The following is a 14,724-nucleotide window of genomic DNA, read 5'->3' as shown; positions in this document are numbered from 1 at the left end:
CGGTCGGAGTGTTGGTCGATTCGCTCGTACCGGCAACGTATCTCGGGTGTTGCGTCTGATCACTTCTTGGGTTCGGTGGCTCGGGAAGAGCTGAACCAGCGGTAGATGTCATCCGGTGTCGGTTGCGGGGCATAGTTGAAAATGAAACGCGCCGAGGGTAGTTCGGCATGAATGAGGTTGATCAACGACTCGAACAGCAATGTGTTCCTCGCTACCATCCGTATACCCGCTCCGATCAGCACGGCATCGTAGCGAGTGGTGGTGACGGCGTCACGGATCACGTCGATGGCCGTCTCACCGAAGTCGATGAGGATGTTGTCGACCTCGAATCCAGCCGCCCGCAGAGCGGCGACATTGTCGTCGTTGGCCTTGCGCAGTGAGTCTCGGGTCACGCCTTCGAACCGCGCGAAATCCGTTGAGGTGAAATCGATCAGGTCTGGGTCGAGGCCGGTTTGCAGCACCTTGACGGTCATGGCGGACCTCCGGGGATCGCACAATGAGTCAACATCTGTTGACTATGCTCGCACAGCGCCGGGCGATATGTCAACGTCTGTTGACTATGCGGTCGGCGCCCGTAGAAACGGCTGCGAGGCGGCGGCGTGCTCGATGTTGGGGTCTGTTTCTCCCCGGTCGTCTTGCCCCTCGGGTTTGTTTTTGGACAAACACGGCCGAAGGTATACAAAAATCCTGGCTTATGGGGCCTGACCTGGCAGTTCACAACCGAAGACGGTTGTGATGATCCCGTAATCCGGTAGCTCTTTACCGCAAGTTGGGCGCGGTGCACAGTATGTACACGAAGTGATTTTGACCACATCAGCACCATGGGTCACAGGGGAAACACTCATTGCTTGCACAGGGCGCGCATGTCAGCCACACGTGCGGCCGCGGAAACAGGGGATGGAACGATGAACACTTCATTGACCTTCAAAGTGCCCACCACGAAGAACCAACTCGTGACGCAGGGGAACCAGATCGGGCGCGCCATCGAGAAGGGCCAGTGGTCGCGGGCGGCGATGGTCTACGCATGGTGTGCCCCTGGCCGCAATCAGCACGCGTCGACTCGCCTGTCCGATAACGGACATCCGCAGCGCCTCACCTTCTCGGAATTTGCAGCTCTGCGCATCTTCGGGCTTCGCAAGCGCCAAACCGTGTCGCAGTATTGGCATGCATGGGAGGCGGCGCGTGTGGACGGAGTGGTGAGCGGTGGAATCGTGGCCGGTGAGGAAGTATCGCTGCCCGACGAGGACGAGGCGGACTGGCAGAAGTACTACGACAGCGGCGTAAAGCCCACCAACAAGCCGAACTCGGATCATGCTGCAGAGGAGAGCAATACGAGTACGCGGCCGATGGAGAAGCCAGACGAAACCACGCGACGGGTATCTGCCAATCCGTTTCACGCTGCGCTCGGCGAGGTGTACCGGACCACGAAGGGCATCGAGAAACTCACCGGTGCGGTGACTGACGTCAGGTTGTACGAAATCGATGCTGCGCGGCTCGCGGGCCAGATTCAGAATCTGATCGATGCGCTCAGGCTGCTACGAACGGGTGTCGTGTCCGCTCGACAGGAATCGAGCACCTCGGAACGGACCGGCGAGGGTGCAATGTTGCGAAGGACTGCGCAAACCAGAGAAAAGAAACGCGAACCCGCGAGTCAGCAGGATCCATTCTTCAGCGGAAAGACGAGTTGATCGGATATATGCGCCAGTACGTTCGGTAGATACTGCAGCATTCGACGGCCCGCGTGTGTCAGGTGGCGCAGCGGGAAACATACCAGCCGGGTCTCCGTGTGAATCGGGGATCGCCGGCGCTCGAATAGGCGACCTCCTGGTGGCTATGGGCGCAGCGCGGCATCACAGTACCGGCTGACGATTGGGCTCAACTCGAGCCGGCCGCCCTGGAACTCGCTGACGCTCGCGGCTGCGCGCACACGGGAGCTATTCGGCCCGGGGCCGAGAACAGAGGGGGAGCCCAATGAGATCCAACTGTAGTCAGCGATCTTTCGACCATGTTCACAGGTGATGTCCTGGAGATCGGTCCTGCGGTTACGGGACCCGTGAGGTGTCGTACCGGATGTGCAGCTTGCCGATCTGGTCTTTCCGGGATTGGAAGAAAGTGTTTGCGAGCGCGGCGGAGTCGGTCACGCAAGGATCGATGGGAATTTGTCAGAACTCGAGGGAGGCGGAGCGATGATTGAAGTGGATCAGACCGGTATCTCACCGAATCACAGCAGCCGGCACGGTGCGCGGATCCGGTTGTTCGTCCTGCACACTCAGGAGGGCGGGGGCGACGCCTACAGCCTGGCAAGGTACCTGCAACGGCGGAGCAGTCGGGTGTCGTACCACTATTCGTGTGACAACTTCACGAACGTCGACGTCGTAGATACGGACCGAGCTTCGTGGTCGGTGCTCGACGCAAATCCGTACTCGGTGAATTTCTGTTTCGCGGGTTCATTCGCGAGAATGGGCCGCGACGAATGGCTCACGAAATTCGGCAACGCCATTCAGGAGGCGGCACGGATCTTCGTGCAGGACGGCCGCAAATACGGGTTCGACAACCTGTACACCATCGATTGGGATCAAATCTCCCGAGGTATGTCCGGCGCAACCGACCACTACGGGATCACTATGGGTTTGCGGATCGGAACCCATACCGACGTTGGTCCACACTTTCCGTGGGATGTGTTCTCTGCGTGGATAGCGCACTATCGAGACAATGCGGATCCTGTGAACGTGCCAGTTCCCAATGCCATCGCTGAGAAGAGGGCCGTTTCCGAATGGCTGGGCGACAAGATTACCGAGGCGATCGAGCTGTCCACACCAGATGGCCGTGGGCGCTACGTCGAGTATGAGCACGGCTACATTTATTGGACACCGGAATACGGTGCACACCCGATCCCGTTGGAACTGTTCGATACGTACGCCAAATTGGGATGGGAAACAGGCCCCCTCGGATACCCGGTGGGCGACCACACCGTGCTGGCCGAAGGACTGGTTCAGTCATTCGAGCGGGGAACGCTGTATCGGAAGGCCGGCAACCCAGGCTTCTACGTCACAGGTCTGATCGGCGAACGGTGGCGACGTACGGGATTCGAGGACGGGCCATTGGGCTGGCCCACGTCAAACGAAATCTCCGTCGATTCAGGTGCGTATCAGCAGTTCGAGAACGGGCGTATCTACTGGGCGCCGGAGGAAACGATTGCCGTTCTGTCGGTTGACGGTGACGATGTCCCCTCGAGTGAACGAGTGCAGAAGTACATTCCGTCAGCTCGAGAACGAAGACTGACACCCGTTGATGGAATGCGCGGCGGAATAAGCTATTTCGGTGGTCCCGACGATCGGAGCACCCGAGGTAGGAAGATGGGAATCTCCGGCGAGCCGGCCGATGACCCGACCGATCCGTGGTACTGCGCCATGCGGTTCAACTACTGCCAGGTTGAGCCCCATCCTGCGAACAAGCTGTGGGTGAAACCGGTTGCCGGTACCTCGGACCTCGCACTGAAAGCGTACTTGCCAGATCGACGTCTTCTGGTGGCCAATCCCGCCAATGGACGCGCCGTGGTCGTTCGCCCGGCGGACTGGGGCCCGGGCGCGTGGGCTGTGCCCACGGGCCCGAAGTACCGCGTGGTTGATGTGTCGCATCAAGCGATGAGATCTCTTGGTGCGGTGACGGATACCTACGTGGAAGTTGAGTGGGTCGATCCGGCAACACCGCTGGGTCCGAGAGAAGGGAACTAGGAAGATGAACATCCTCAAGAATTTCCTCGGGAACATCATTGCGAAGGAACCGGTGCGAGTTGCCGTGGTGGCGTTGCTGGGCATTCTGCTGGGCGGTCGGGTGGCCGCTGGAAAGCTCGATGCGGACATGTCCGAAGCGCTGCTCACGATCGCTACCATGCTGCTGGGTGTCGGAGCAGGTGAGCTGACGCGGGCGCGGGTCACGCCGGCCTCGTGAGCCAAGGCGGCTGGAGGGACCCAAATGAACTGGGAAGTGATTCTGTCAGCTGTGCTGCTGTTGGCCACAGGTAGTGCCGGGAGCGTCGCAGTGAAAGCGCTGGTGACCCGCAAGCGGACGCGGATCGATGGTGTCGCCGTGTTGTCAGAGACGGCGATAAGGCAGGTGGAACAGGTCTACAAGCGCGTGGACGAACTCGAGCAGGATGTGATCAGTGTACGAAAATCGCAACGTGCTCACGAGATTTGGGATAGGGGGGTGCTTTCGGAATTGGAACGCCAGGGAATCGAAGTGGAACCACCACCAGAATTGTTCTGGATCTGAGCGCACAGGCCCCTTTCTGCTCGGTCTACTGGCCGGGTTGCATGGGGCCTGTGTTCGGTTTCGGGTGGGAGATCAGAGCAAACTCTTCGGCCGAATAGCGTTGGCAGTGTCTACCAACGTGTATCGATGAGCGCGCTCGGTGGCGTTTCGAGCCAATGCTCTCAGGCCGGCCTCTGTGCCTGCACGCAATCCTCGCTCGGTGAACTTCACACCGAGGATCGGTTTGTCTTCCGCAGTAGAGGTATGGCCCGAACGGACCCAGTCGAGCGCGGTTCCCAGTACGAGGGTCCGCATCTGGAGTCCGCGGCTCACCTCGGGTGCAAGCGACTCGATTCGGGCGGCAGCCTCTCTGATCGAGGCCTCCTCGAGTTCGTCGATCGGCTTGCCGGACAGCAGCATGAGAGCACTCGTCATCAGGGACATGTTGAAACGCCGGGACATGGGGGGAACCTGGTCGAGGGCTGCAAGAGCACCCGCAGAATCTCCTCGCTCGGTGAGTTGCCGTGCCAACCCGAACGCGGCACTGACAATACTGTGGTCGGTGCGACATATGGCCTGGTAGTACTTCTGCGCGAGCGTCCGCCACCTTGATTGGGCGGAAATTTCTTCCTCTTGCAGGATCAGTTCGGCAGTGGCGGCGAGGGCGAGTTTAGGTGCAAATTCGCCAGGGAACGCCTGCAATACGGACTCGAAGTGGCCGAATGCTGCCTCGAACGCGCCATCAGCGAGGTGCGTGAGCCCGGCGTACCAGTCGACGCGCCAGTTGCTGCCGATATCTTCCTCCAAGGTGTGGAGAAGGTCGATTGCGACCGCGGTGTCGTCGAGGTCGAGGTTCGCCTTGATCTCGGCAAGAGTGAGCTCGCGGGAGAAGGCTTCGTTCATCTCGCCGCCGGCCCCTCTCTCCCGCGCGCTCTGAATGGAATCCAGCGTCAACTGCGGCTCGCTGTGCACGGTGGTGGCGAGAAGTTGAGCATTCGGATCCGTCGGGTCGATCAGTGGCACCGGCAGCGCGTGGGCCACGGACTTGCGGTCCATATTGCTGTCTCGTGCGATACCGTCCACATACACGTCGGTCTGTTCGACTGCCTCGTTGGTGCCGAAAGCTGTTCTCACTCTGCTGAACATACGGGAAATCCCAGGATGTTCCTCTCCGGTCTGCTGGGCAAGCGTCTCTCGTAACACACCCGTGAGCTGGTCTGCCATTTCGTCGGCCGACGCGAAACGCTGAGTCCAATCGGGGTTGGTGGCGCGCAACAGCAGGAGGTGGAAGGACTCGTACTCGGCGAGGAGCGGCGCTTGTTCGGGAGATGGGATCCCGTCGGCATACCGGCCCTTGTCGGAAGGCATATCGAGGGTCAGCACCGCGAGTGCACGCCCGACCGTGTAGATATCGGATGCAATCGTCGGACCGGTCTTCAGAATCTCCGGGGCTTGATACCCGGGAGTGCCGTAGATGTGGCCGTAGGCTTCGAGGCTGGAGACCGCACCGAGGTCGATCAACTTAATCGAATCCTCGGTAACCATAACGTTGTCCGGCTTGAGGTCGTTGAAGGCAAGGCCGATCGAATGCAGGTACTGCAGCGCGGGAAGGATCTCGAGCACGTACGCGATGGCCTGTTCGATCGGGATGCGGTCTGGGCGGGAATGTGTCGACAGGACGTCACGTAGTGAATGCCCACTGACGTACTCCATGACGATGTAGCCGATCGGTGTGCCGTCCAGTCCAGGATGCTCCACGAAGTTGAATATCTTCACGATGCTCGGATTGCCCACTTCGGCGAGGAACTGGCGTTCGGCCACTGCAACCGCCCGGGCCTCGGTGTCGCCAGAGTGCAGCAGACCCTTGAGGACCACCCACCTGTCGCTCACGTTGCGATCGATCGCGAGGTAGATCCACCCGAGACCGCCGTGTGCGATACAGCCCTGCACCTCGTATTGCCCACCCACCAGATCACCTGGGCGCAATAGTGGCCTGAAGTCGAAAGTAGTTCCACACGAGGCGCACTGGCCGAATTCTGATCCTTCAGAGATGTCGCTCTTGCGGCCGACGGGACGATTACATTTCCAGCAGAAGCGTTTAGTGTCGGGAACCTTGGGATCGGTCATCACTGCCGAGGCCGGATCGAGTGTCGTCACCACCGGGATTTCGACAAGACCCCCGCCGAGACGCAGACGCTGGCCCGAACGGGTACGCGCCGAGCGCACCGATCGGCCGGTTCCCGCTCTCCCGGACGGCAGGGTCGTCTCTGCGGCCTGCGTGGCGGGCGCTTCGTCGGAGTCCGCGACCGTGGCCTGGGTGGCAGGCCCCTCGTCGAATTCCGGGACCGCGGCTCGGGTGGCAGGCCCCTCTTCGGATTCCGGGTCTCCCGAATGCTGTGGCACTTCTCTCCCCTCAGTCTCGATACGTGGCGGGTGGAGGCGTGGTCGGCTCCAGCATCGGTAGCCACTGGGTGTGGATCTTGGCCCAGGTCCCGTCACGGCGAATGCGCTCGAGCGTGCCGTTGACGAAACGTACGAGGTCCTTGTTCTCTTGAGCAATGCCGATCCCGTACGGCTCCAGGCCCATGCTGTCGCCGACAATGTCGAGGTACGGGTCCTGAGCTGTGAGACCGGCCAGGATCGCGTCATCGGTACTGATCGCGTCGACCTGTCGCTGCTGCAGCACCACGAGGCAATCCGACCACATCGGGACCGACAGGATGTTCGCGCCGGGGACGAGCTGCTGCAATCGCTTCATCGAGGTCGTGCCGGGTACGACGCAGACACGTTTTCCGTCCAGGTCGCCGACGCTGTGGATCGGCGAACCCCTCACGGTGAGAATTCGCTGGTGGGCGTGCAGGTACTCGCTGGAGAACTCGATCTGCTCCCGTCGTTCGCACGTGATGGTCATCGTGTTCACCACGACGTCGACCATCGAGTTCTCGAGAGCCTGTTCGCGGTCTTCGGCCATGACGATGCGGAGTTCGATGCGGCCCGGATCGCCGAACAGATCTCGCGAGATCTCACGAGCGATGTCGACGTCGAAGCCCTCGATTTCGCCGGTGGTGGGATCGAGAAAACTCATGAGGTTGCGACCGGTATCGAGTCCGACGATCAGACGTCCCCTCGCACGGATCGCGTCGACGGTAGGTGTGTTGGCTGCAGTGGAGTCGGCAAAGGGCCGCAGGCTGGCGGTGGGGTCTCCACACTCCTTCTCGGGGGGCTGTGGTGGCGGCTCGGATCTTCCGGGGATCTCGGTGGCGCCGGCGGGGAGCGGTTTTTGGACGTAGGTGGGGTTCGATCCGTTGTAGTCCGGACTCACCTCCGCACACCCGGCGATGAGCAGGGTGAGCGCAGTCAGTGCGACCGCGATCCGCGGCCGTTTCACTGGTATTCCCTCAACCGGGGCCACAACCCGATGATAATTCCTCCGGAGCCGACCAGCGTCAGGACGAGCGAGACGGGACCGAGCGCGGTCAGTACGTCTGCCGCGGATGCGACGTTCGACCGCAGATGGTTGCGGGCTGTCTCGATTCCGTTGTCGAGAGCCTCGTTGATCTCGGTGAACGCGGCCGCGGAATCGTCTGGTCCGGGGCCGATCGCAACCATCGCCGCCGAGTCGAAATCGCCGATGCCGAGGATGGCGTTCATTCGCTCGTGCGCGGACAACCAGCGGGTCCACGCCTCCTGCGCATCCGCCACCTCATCTTGGCCGACCCGCATACTGCCGTCGCCCGGGTAGTTGGACAGTAGATCGCCGAACTGCCTCGACTTCTCGTCGAAGATCTCGTCGTAGTCGCCGCCGGAATCACGGCGGGCCAGCTTGAGCATCTCCTGTGTGCGTGCCTGTTGGGCCAAAATGCGCCCTGACGTCAACTCGTGCAGTGGCCGGGCGCCCTCGTTCAGGGCACGTCTGGTGTCGAGGGAGGAGGTCACCCCGGCCACGAGCATCCATACCAGGAGGATCGCCGTACACGCTGACGCAAGGATCAAACCGGGGTTGAACCTGCGCCTGCTCATTCTGGCGATCACGATATTGGCGAATACCAGCGCCACGAGGGCCAAAGTGACCAGGGTCAGTGCAAGCCAGGGTGGTCGCGAGTAGTTCCGCTGAATATCCGCGATGCGGGTTTCCTGTTGGGCGAGCAACTGTCTGGCCATCGGCAGAATTCGGTTCTGCATCACCGTCGAAGCTTCGCTGAGATATGAGGCCCCGACCGGGTTCCCGGCTCGATTGTTGGCCCGCGCGGTTGCAATGATGCCGGAATAGACGCTGAGATCGGTGGAGATCGAGGACAGTAGCATTCTGCTGTTGTCGTCGCGCAGGCCAGGCCCGCCGGTCGATGCGAACACGAGGTCGGAGGAGGCTGTAGCCATAGCCTCCTCGTACCTGTCCTGGAGTTCGGGAGGTTCGAGGCCTCCGGAGATGAACGCCGTCGTCGCCGCGGCGTCCGCCACCGATAGGGAGGTGTACAGGCTCCGCGTCGAGTAAGCGAGAGGTTCTGTCTCGGCCAACATGGTTTCGAGGGTGGCCTCGCTGGAGTTGACAACAGATGTGGCCACGAAACCCGCGGTCAGGGTGAGGGCCAAGAGGACGATGCCGAGAACGGTGAGCCTGCCGGGAGTGGAGGCGAGGAATGCGCGTAGTTCCTTGCGCGGCGTCACCACGGGTTTGACGTCATCCTCAGCGGCGCCGGACGATGCGTAGCTTCCTTGTGGTTCGATCGACGGAGCCCTGCGCAGAACCACGTCGATCACCTCCCGAGAGTGTTTCTCTGCTTGTGGCGAGCATATAAGGGAAACCTGTCGTCCGGCGCTATCCGGACCGGACCGGCCCGTCGTTCGATTGCCTGCGGGTTGTGCCGGGACGAACCGATAGTGTGAGGGAACCGAAGGTGCTCATCGGGTCGGACAGGGGTAGTCGATGCGTGGTGATGGTGACGGTTGGATAACCGGACCGGACGGCAGTCGTCATTGGGGCAAGTTCGGTGCTGCCGGTTTGTTGTTGCGTGCGCCCCTCGTAGACCAAACACCCGCCGTGTTGCTGCAACACCGCGCATTGTGGAGTCACCAGGGCGGAACGTGGGCGTTGCCGGGCGGAGCCAGGGACAGTCACGAGACCACCGCCCACGCCGCGGTGCGCGAGGCGCATGAGGAAGCAGGTATCGAGATCGCGGAGATCCGTGTCCGCGCCGAGATTCTTACGACCAAGGCGGCGAGCGGTTGGAGTTATACCACGGTGATTGCCGACACCGAGCGTCCGATCCCCACAGTCGCGAACCGGGAGAGCGTGGAGTTGCGGTGGGTTCGAGAGGCCGACGTCACGGGTCTGCCGCTGCATCCCGGCTTCGAAGCGGGTTGGCCGCGGCTTCGGACCACCGAAGTGCTGTTGTTGCTGGACCAGAAGGTTCTGCCGGCGGAGCACGCACATCTGACTCGATTGTCGACGACGTTGCCACGCACGGTTCACCTGCCCAACGACACGTGCGGGTGGCTGCGGAGCGTCGAGATACTCGATGCGCCGACGTTGACAGGCCGTTTCGCCAGCTCCACCGGACATGGCACCACTGTGGGCGTGGTGACCGCTGTCGTGACCACCGATCCCGCGGTGATAGATCGGTTACCGTCGACGGTCGTGACTCTTCCACCGTCCATGGTGCTGGACTGGCTGTAGCTACCCGTTCTGTCGCAATAGCCCTGAGAGCGTGCGCGCGGCCGCCTGCGGGTCGGCGGCATCGGTGATGGCCCGCACGACGACGATGCGAGTGGCGCCCGCCGCGAGGACCTGCGGAACCCGGGATTCGTCGATGCCCCCGATCGCGAACCAGGGACGATTCGGCTGCGAATCGGCCGTCGAGCGAACCAATTCGATGCCGGCAGCACTACGCCCGGGCTTGGTGGGCGTGGCCCACACCGGTCCCGTGCAGAAGTAGTCGACGCCTTCTTCGATGGCCGCGAGGCTCGCCTGCGCACGGTTGTGGGTGGAGCGGCCGATGAGGGTGTCGGAACCAACCACCGTCCGCGCTTGTGGGACAGGAAGATCAGTCTGGCCGAGGTGGAGTACGTCTGCCCCAGCGGTCAGCGCGATGTCGGCGCGGTCGTTGACGGCAAGCAGTGCGCCGTGGCGCCTCGCGGCAGCCGCCAGAACCGACAGCGCGTTCAGTTCGTCGCGGGCCTCCAAGGGACCGAACTTCTTCTCCCCGGCAGACCCTTTGTCGCGGAGTTGGATGATGTCGACGCCACCGGACAGCGCGGCATCGGCAAACTGCGCCAGGTCGCCCTTTTCGCGTCGAGCGTCGGTGCACAGGTACAAGCGCGCCGTTTCGAGGCGATGGCGGCGGGCTGCGTAGTTGGCGTGAGGCATGGTGGTCACGGCATGACGGTAGCCTCTACGCTGATAGTGCAGCACGGGAGTCCCGAGGAACGTGGGGCTGAGAGGGGGTCACGCCGAACCCGGCCGTCATACCTGACCCGGATCACGCCGGCGCAGGAAGTGGAGGTGGGATTTCGTGTCGAGATCGGTGTCCGTCGTCGGTGGCGGCGTGATTGGTCTGTCGATCGCATGGCGGGCAGCCAGGAGTGGCTGGTCCGTTCGTCTCTATGATCCGTCGATCGGATCTGGCGCATCCTGGGCGGCAGGCGGAATGATCTCCCCCCTGTCCGAAGGTTGGCCGGGGGAGGAGCGTGCTCTCGAAGTCGGGAGCGCTTCGCTCGATCGGTGGCCCGAATTCGGCAAGGAGCTCGAGGTCGGTGCCGGTGTCGAGCTGTTCACGTCGGATAGTTCGCTCACCGTCGCGCTGGACGGCGCCGATGCGCAGGACTTGCGGACGATCGCCGAGTGGGTGGTTGCACAAGGCCGGGATCTGCAGATCCTCAGCCGCACCGAGGTTCGTGAACTGGAGCCGATGCTTGCCCGTGGCGTTCGGCTGGGACTATTGGCCGTCCACGAGATGGCTGTCGACAACCGGCTTCTGCTGCATGCGTTGCGGCAATGTTCGGTGGCCGCGGGAGTGGAGTACATCCCGCGCGCCGTGCAGAGCCTCGAGGAGCTCGACGCCGACCAGATCGTCGTCGCTGCCGGCACCGCCTCACCGTCGCTGTGGCCCGGACTCCCGGTACGCCCGGTGAAAGGCGAGATTCTGCGGCTACGCTCGCGACCTGGAGTGACGCCGGCGCCCGGGCGCACCATTCGCGGTAGTGTGCACGGCCGTCCCGTGTATCTGGTGCCCCGCGCCGACGGCATCGTGGTGGGTGCCACCCAATACGAGTCGGGCAACGACACCCAGGTGACACTCGCAGGCGTGCGCGACCTGATCGCGGATGCCGAAGCGTTGATGCCGGCGGTTGGTGAGTACGAACTGCATGAGGTTTCTGCAGGTCTACGCCCGATGACCCCGGACAATTTGCCTCTGATCGGCCGGGTGTCCGATCGTGTCGTGGTGGCAACCGGGCACGGCCGAGGTGGAATTCTCCTGGCGCCAATCACCGCTGATGCGACGATGGCACTGCTGGAGGGTTCGGCAGTCGTGGAGGCCGAGGCCGCCGACGTAAGGCGTTTCGAGAAAGCGTCTATGCCGGACATTTCGAGGAAGTCGTGAGATAGAGGTAGGGATGGGTGAGCAAATAGTGGTGCCGATCGGGATCAGCGTCAACGGTGAAGACCGTGAGTTGATGGAACCGTTGACCATCGCCGAGTTGCTGGGAACGTTGAACATGCCAACCAAGGGCATCGCAGTGGCGGTCAACGGCGAAGTGTTTCCACGTGCCCGATGGGATGAGACGGTGATTCGGGGTTGGGAGATCGAGATCGTCACGGCGGTACAGGGTGGTTGACGCGGCACTCACTGCGCCGGGTGGGCTCGAGATCGCGGACCGCAAATTCGATTCACGATTGATCATGGGCACCGGTGGCGCCGCGAACCTGACAGTTCTCGAGGAGGCTCTCGTCGCGTCAGGCACCGAGTTGACCACGGTCGCGATTCGCCGCGTGGACGTATCCGGTGGCACCGGCGTGCTGGATCTTCTGCGCCGCCTCGGCATCGCACCGCTTCCCAACACCGCGGGCTGCCGGGGGGCGGCTGAGGCTGTGCTTACGGCGCAGCTCGCTCGGGAAGCTCTCGAGACCGACTGGGTGAAGCTCGAAGTCATCGCCGACGAGCGCACCCTGATGCCAGACTCCATCGAGTTGGTCAGTGCTGCAGAACAATTAGTTGACGACGGCTTCGTTGTCCTGCCCTACACCACCGATGATCCGGTGCTGGCCCGTAGGCTCGAGGAGGTTGGGTGTGCGGCCGTGATGCCGCTGGGTTCCCCGATCGGCACCGGGTTGGGTATCGCGAACCCGCACAACATCGAGATGATCGTCGAGCGCGCAGGTGTGCCGGTGATCCTCGATGCCGGCATCGGAACGGCCAGCGACGCCACTCTTGCCATGGAACTCGGCTGCGACGCCGTTCTGTTGGCTACGGCGGTGACCCGGGCGAAGGATCCGGTACTCATGGCATCGGCGATGCGTGGGGCGGTGGCTGCCGGATACCAGGCGCGTCACGCCGGGCGAATTCCCAAACGGTTCTGGGCACAAGCGTCGTCCTAGGGGCCGCGCCGGGGTCGGATCGGGGTGCGACCGGTACCTGGGGACGAATCAAATGTAGACCGGGGGGCGATTCGCGCCGCCCGGCGGTTCCGGCATGCTTTCACCATGATTGAAGTGAAGGGACTGACGAAGACCTTCGGTGAGACGAAGGCAGTAGACAATCTGTCGTTCACGGTGAAGCCGGGAATGGTCACCGGTTTCCTGGGCCCGAACGGTGCAGGAAAATCGACGACGATGCGCATGATCCTCGGCCTGGATCGGCCAACTGCGGGAACCGCCTTGATCGACGGCAAACCGTACGGCGAACTGGTCCAGCCGCTGAGGACGGTAGGGGCACTGCTCGACGCGAAATGGGTGCACCCCAACCGCTCTGCTCGCGCCCACCTACAGTGGATGGCCGCATCCAACTCTCTGCCCAAGAGCAGGGTCGACGAGGTGCTGCACCTCGTCGGCCTCAGCGAGGTGGCCCGGAAGAAGGCGGGCGGATTCTCCCTCGGCATGTCCCAGCGCCTCGGCTTGGCCGCCACACTGCTCGGCGACCCCAAGGTGCTGCTGTTCGACGAACCGGTCAATGGTCTCGACCCGGAGGGTATCCATTGGGTCCGCAACTTCATGCAGCGCCTCGCGGCTGAGGGGCGCACCGTTCTGGTCTCGAGTCACCTTCTCTCCGAAATGGCCTTGACCGCAGAACATCTGGTGGTGATCGGGCGAGGACGTCTGATCGCCGACACCACGGTGTCGGAGTTCGTCAGCAAGTCCTCGGAAGCAACCGTCCGGGTGCGAAGTCCGCAGCTGGATGCGTTGCGCAGCGCCCTGACCTCCAAGGGGCTTACCGTCCGCGAGGATGGATCAGGCGGAGAGCAGGCTCTCCTGGTCGTGAATTCGTCCACCGAGGTGGTCGGAGCTGTTGCCGGCGCGGAGGGCATTGTCCTGCACGAGTTGGCATCTCAGCGTGGATCGCTCGAGGAGGCATTCATGAAGCTGACCGGCGACGATGTGCAGTACCACGCCGAGAGCGTTGACGAATCCACGAAAGGTGCTCACTAATGGCTGTTCTCAATGCCGAACGAATCAAGATCACCTCGACGCGTTCGCCGTGGTGGTGCACGGCAATCATCGTCGTGCTGGGTCTTGGCCTCGCGGCACTCATGGGGTGGGTCTCGAGGTCCGGCTTCGATTCCGTCAACAACCAGATCGCTGCGGGTGAGGAACCGGTCTTCGAACCCGTCCTCCTGCAATTGCCCGATGCCGTCATCGGGGTTTCCGGGTTCGGTGTGTCCGTCCTCATGATTCTGGCAGCCCTAACGGTGACCAGCGAATACCGGTTCGGGGTCATCCGCACCACATTCCAGGCCATGCCGAACAGGGCATCTGTGCTCATCGCGAAGGCCGGTCTGATCGGAGTGTTCGGTGCCGTGCTGACTTTCGTTCTGACCTTTGGCGCCTACGCCACCGCCAAGGCGACCGCGGGGGCGGAGGCGGGAGCTGGCCTCTCACTGTCGGATGGTGCCGCGTTGCGGACGATCTACGGGGTGCCGATCTACGCGTTCCTGTGTGTCGTGCTTGCGGTCGGCGTCGGCGCGCTGCTGCGCCAGTCGGCCGGCGCAATAGCGCTGCTACTGCTGTGGCCGTTGCTGATCGAGAGCCTGTTCTTTCTGTTCGGCTCTTTCGGGGAGAAGGTCATGCCCTTCCTGCCGTTCTTCAACGCCAACAACTTCTTGGGATCATCGCAGGGTATCGACTTCCATTGGGGTCCCTGGGGCAGCCTCGCCTACTTCGCGGTCGTGGTGCTGGTGATCTTCGGCGCCAGTCTGGTGGTCGTGAACAAGCGCGACGCCTGAAACGCCTGATAGCCGGGGCGAAGCTTGCGCGCCCCG

General features: G+C 62.5%; 15 protein-coding genes. 10 read left to right on the top strand and 5 right to left on the bottom strand.

What is annotated here, in order from left to right; all coding sequences use genetic code 11:
* Window positions 1–59: 59 nt before the first annotated feature.
* Window positions 60–473 carry a hypothetical protein gene (locus BFN03_RS13295; protein WP_070379395.1) on the bottom strand — a complete coding sequence of 138 codons (414 nt, stop codon included), beginning with the start codon at window positions 471–473 and terminating at the stop codon, window positions 60–62.
* A gap of 432 nt (window positions 474–905) precedes the next feature.
* On the opposite strand from BFN03_RS13295, the gene BFN03_RS13290 reads away from it, so the two are divergent.
* The 4 genes from BFN03_RS13290 to BFN03_RS13275 all read left to right on the top strand — a co-directional run bounded on the left by BFN03_RS13290 (window position 906) and on the right by BFN03_RS13275 (window position 4,275).
* Complete coding sequence (locus BFN03_RS13290) at window positions 906–1,688, top strand: hypothetical protein (RefSeq protein WP_157109607.1); 783 nt, start codon at window positions 906–908, stop codon at window positions 1,686–1,688.
* A gap of 498 nt (window positions 1,689–2,186) precedes the next feature.
* Window positions 2,187–3,734 carry an N-acetylmuramoyl-L-alanine amidase gene (locus tag BFN03_RS13285; RefSeq protein ID WP_070379393.1) on the top strand — a complete coding sequence of 516 codons (1,548 nt, stop codon included), beginning with the start codon at window positions 2,187–2,189 and terminating at the stop codon, window positions 3,732–3,734.
* A gap of 4 nt (window positions 3,735–3,738) precedes the next feature.
* The gene (locus BFN03_RS13280; protein WP_070379392.1) at window positions 3,739–3,951 is read left to right on the top strand and encodes a hypothetical protein; all 213 of its coding nucleotides are present in this window, start codon (window positions 3,739–3,741) and stop codon (window positions 3,949–3,951) included.
* Between the two features lie 90 nt (window positions 3,952–4,041).
* On the top strand, window positions 4,042–4,275 hold the full coding sequence (locus tag BFN03_RS13275) for a hypothetical protein (protein ID WP_198163270.1): 234 nt from the start codon (window positions 4,042–4,044) through the stop codon (window positions 4,273–4,275).
* 72 nt (window positions 4,276–4,347) lie between these two features.
* On the opposite strand, the gene BFN03_RS13270 is transcribed toward BFN03_RS13275, so the two are convergent.
* The 3 genes from BFN03_RS13270 to BFN03_RS13260 are packed head-to-tail and all read right to left on the bottom strand — an operon-like array spanning window position 4,348 to window position 9,012.
* Window positions 4,348–6,657, bottom strand: coding sequence for a serine/threonine-protein kinase (locus tag BFN03_RS13270; protein ID WP_070379390.1), 2,310 nt, complete (start codon window positions 6,655–6,657; stop codon window positions 4,348–4,350).
* A 10-nt stretch (window positions 6,658–6,667) separates the two neighbouring features.
* Window positions 6,668–7,642 carry a glutamate ABC transporter substrate-binding protein gene (locus BFN03_RS13265; protein WP_084385619.1) on the bottom strand — a complete coding sequence of 325 codons (975 nt, stop codon included), beginning with the start codon at window positions 7,640–7,642 and terminating at the stop codon, window positions 6,668–6,670.
* The gene (locus BFN03_RS13260) at window positions 7,639–9,012 is read right to left on the bottom strand and encodes a hypothetical protein (RefSeq protein WP_232320258.1); all 1,374 of its coding nucleotides are present in this window, start codon (window positions 9,010–9,012) and stop codon (window positions 7,639–7,641) included. The genes BFN03_RS13265 and BFN03_RS13260 overlap by 4 nt, the downstream gene beginning before the upstream one ends.
* A 166-nt stretch (window positions 9,013–9,178) precedes the next feature.
* Here BFN03_RS13260 and BFN03_RS13255 point away from each other — a divergent pair, with 166 nt between their 5' ends.
* A complete protein-coding gene (locus BFN03_RS13255; RefSeq protein WP_070379389.1) occupies window positions 9,179–9,928 on the top strand; it encodes an NUDIX hydrolase in 750 nt (249 codons plus the stop codon).
* On the opposite strand, the gene thiE is transcribed toward BFN03_RS13255, so the two are convergent.
* Entirely contained in the window at window positions 9,929–10,618 is a 690-nt protein-coding gene (thiE, locus tag BFN03_RS13250; protein WP_070380904.1) for a thiamine phosphate synthase, read from the bottom strand.
* Window positions 10,619–10,763: 145 nt separating this feature from the next.
* On the opposite strand from thiE, the gene thiO reads away from it, so the two are divergent.
* The 5 genes from thiO to BFN03_RS13225 all read left to right on the top strand — a co-directional run bounded on the left by thiO (window position 10,764) and on the right by BFN03_RS13225 (window position 14,688).
* Window positions 10,764–11,852, top strand: coding sequence for a glycine oxidase ThiO (thiO, locus tag BFN03_RS13245; RefSeq protein WP_070380903.1), 1,089 nt, complete (start codon window positions 10,764–10,766; stop codon window positions 11,850–11,852).
* A 13-nt stretch (window positions 11,853–11,865) separates the two neighbouring features.
* Window positions 11,866–12,087 carry a sulfur carrier protein ThiS gene (thiS, locus tag BFN03_RS13240; protein ID WP_070379388.1) on the top strand — a complete coding sequence of 74 codons (222 nt, stop codon included), beginning with the start codon at window positions 11,866–11,868 and terminating at the stop codon, window positions 12,085–12,087.
* Window positions 12,080–12,847 (top strand): thiazole synthase, encoded by a 768-nt coding sequence (locus BFN03_RS13235; protein ID WP_070379387.1) that lies wholly within the window; start codon window positions 12,080–12,082, stop codon window positions 12,845–12,847. Before thiS ends, BFN03_RS13235 begins: the two co-directional genes overlap by 8 nt.
* A gap of 105 nt (window positions 12,848–12,952) precedes the next feature.
* Window positions 12,953–13,894, top strand: a complete 942-nt coding sequence (locus BFN03_RS13230) for an ABC transporter ATP-binding protein (RefSeq protein WP_070379386.1) — start codon at window positions 12,953–12,955, stop codon at window positions 13,892–13,894.
* A complete protein-coding gene (locus tag BFN03_RS13225; RefSeq protein ID WP_070379385.1) occupies window positions 13,894–14,688 on the top strand; it encodes an ABC transporter permease in 795 nt (264 codons plus the stop codon). The genes BFN03_RS13230 and BFN03_RS13225 overlap by 1 nt, the downstream gene beginning before the upstream one ends.
* The last annotated feature ends 36 nt before the right edge of the window (window positions 14,689–14,724 follow it).

The organism is Rhodococcus sp. WMMA185, assembly GCF_001767395.1.
Classification (GTDB): Bacteria; Actinomycetota; Actinomycetes; order Mycobacteriales; family Mycobacteriaceae; genus Rhodococcus_F.
This window is presented reverse-complemented; position numbering and strand designations above follow the sequence as displayed.

Excerpts from the sequence above, each read along its gene's own strand:
- BFN03_RS13225 (WP_070379385.1), top strand. The coding sequence starts at position 13,894 with ATGGCTGTTCTCAATGCCGAACGAATCAAGATCACCTCGACGCGTTCG.
- BFN03_RS13290 (WP_157109607.1), top strand. The coding sequence starts at position 906 with ATGAACACTTCATTGACCTTCAAAGTGCCCACCACGAAGAACCAACTC.
- BFN03_RS13280 (WP_070379392.1), top strand. The coding sequence starts at position 3,739 with ATGAACATCCTCAAGAATTTCCTCGGGAACATCATTGCGAAGGAACCG.
- BFN03_RS13295 (WP_070379395.1), bottom strand. The coding sequence starts at position 473 with ATGACCGTCAAGGTGCTGCAAACCGGCCTCGACCCAGACCTGATCGAT.
- BFN03_RS13230 (WP_070379386.1), top strand. The coding sequence starts at position 12,953 with ATGATTGAAGTGAAGGGACTGACGAAGACCTTCGGTGAGACGAAGGCA.
- BFN03_RS13255 (WP_070379389.1), top strand. The coding sequence starts at position 9,179 with ATGCGTGGTGATGGTGACGGTTGGATAACCGGACCGGACGGCAGTCGT.
- BFN03_RS13285 (WP_070379393.1), top strand. The coding sequence starts at position 2,187 with ATGATTGAAGTGGATCAGACCGGTATCTCACCGAATCACAGCAGCCGG.
- thiS (WP_070379388.1), top strand. The coding sequence starts at position 11,866 with ATGGGTGAGCAAATAGTGGTGCCGATCGGGATCAGCGTCAACGGTGAA.
- thiE (WP_070380904.1), bottom strand. The coding sequence starts at position 10,618 with ATGCCTCACGCCAACTACGCAGCCCGCCGCCATCGCCTCGAAACGGCG.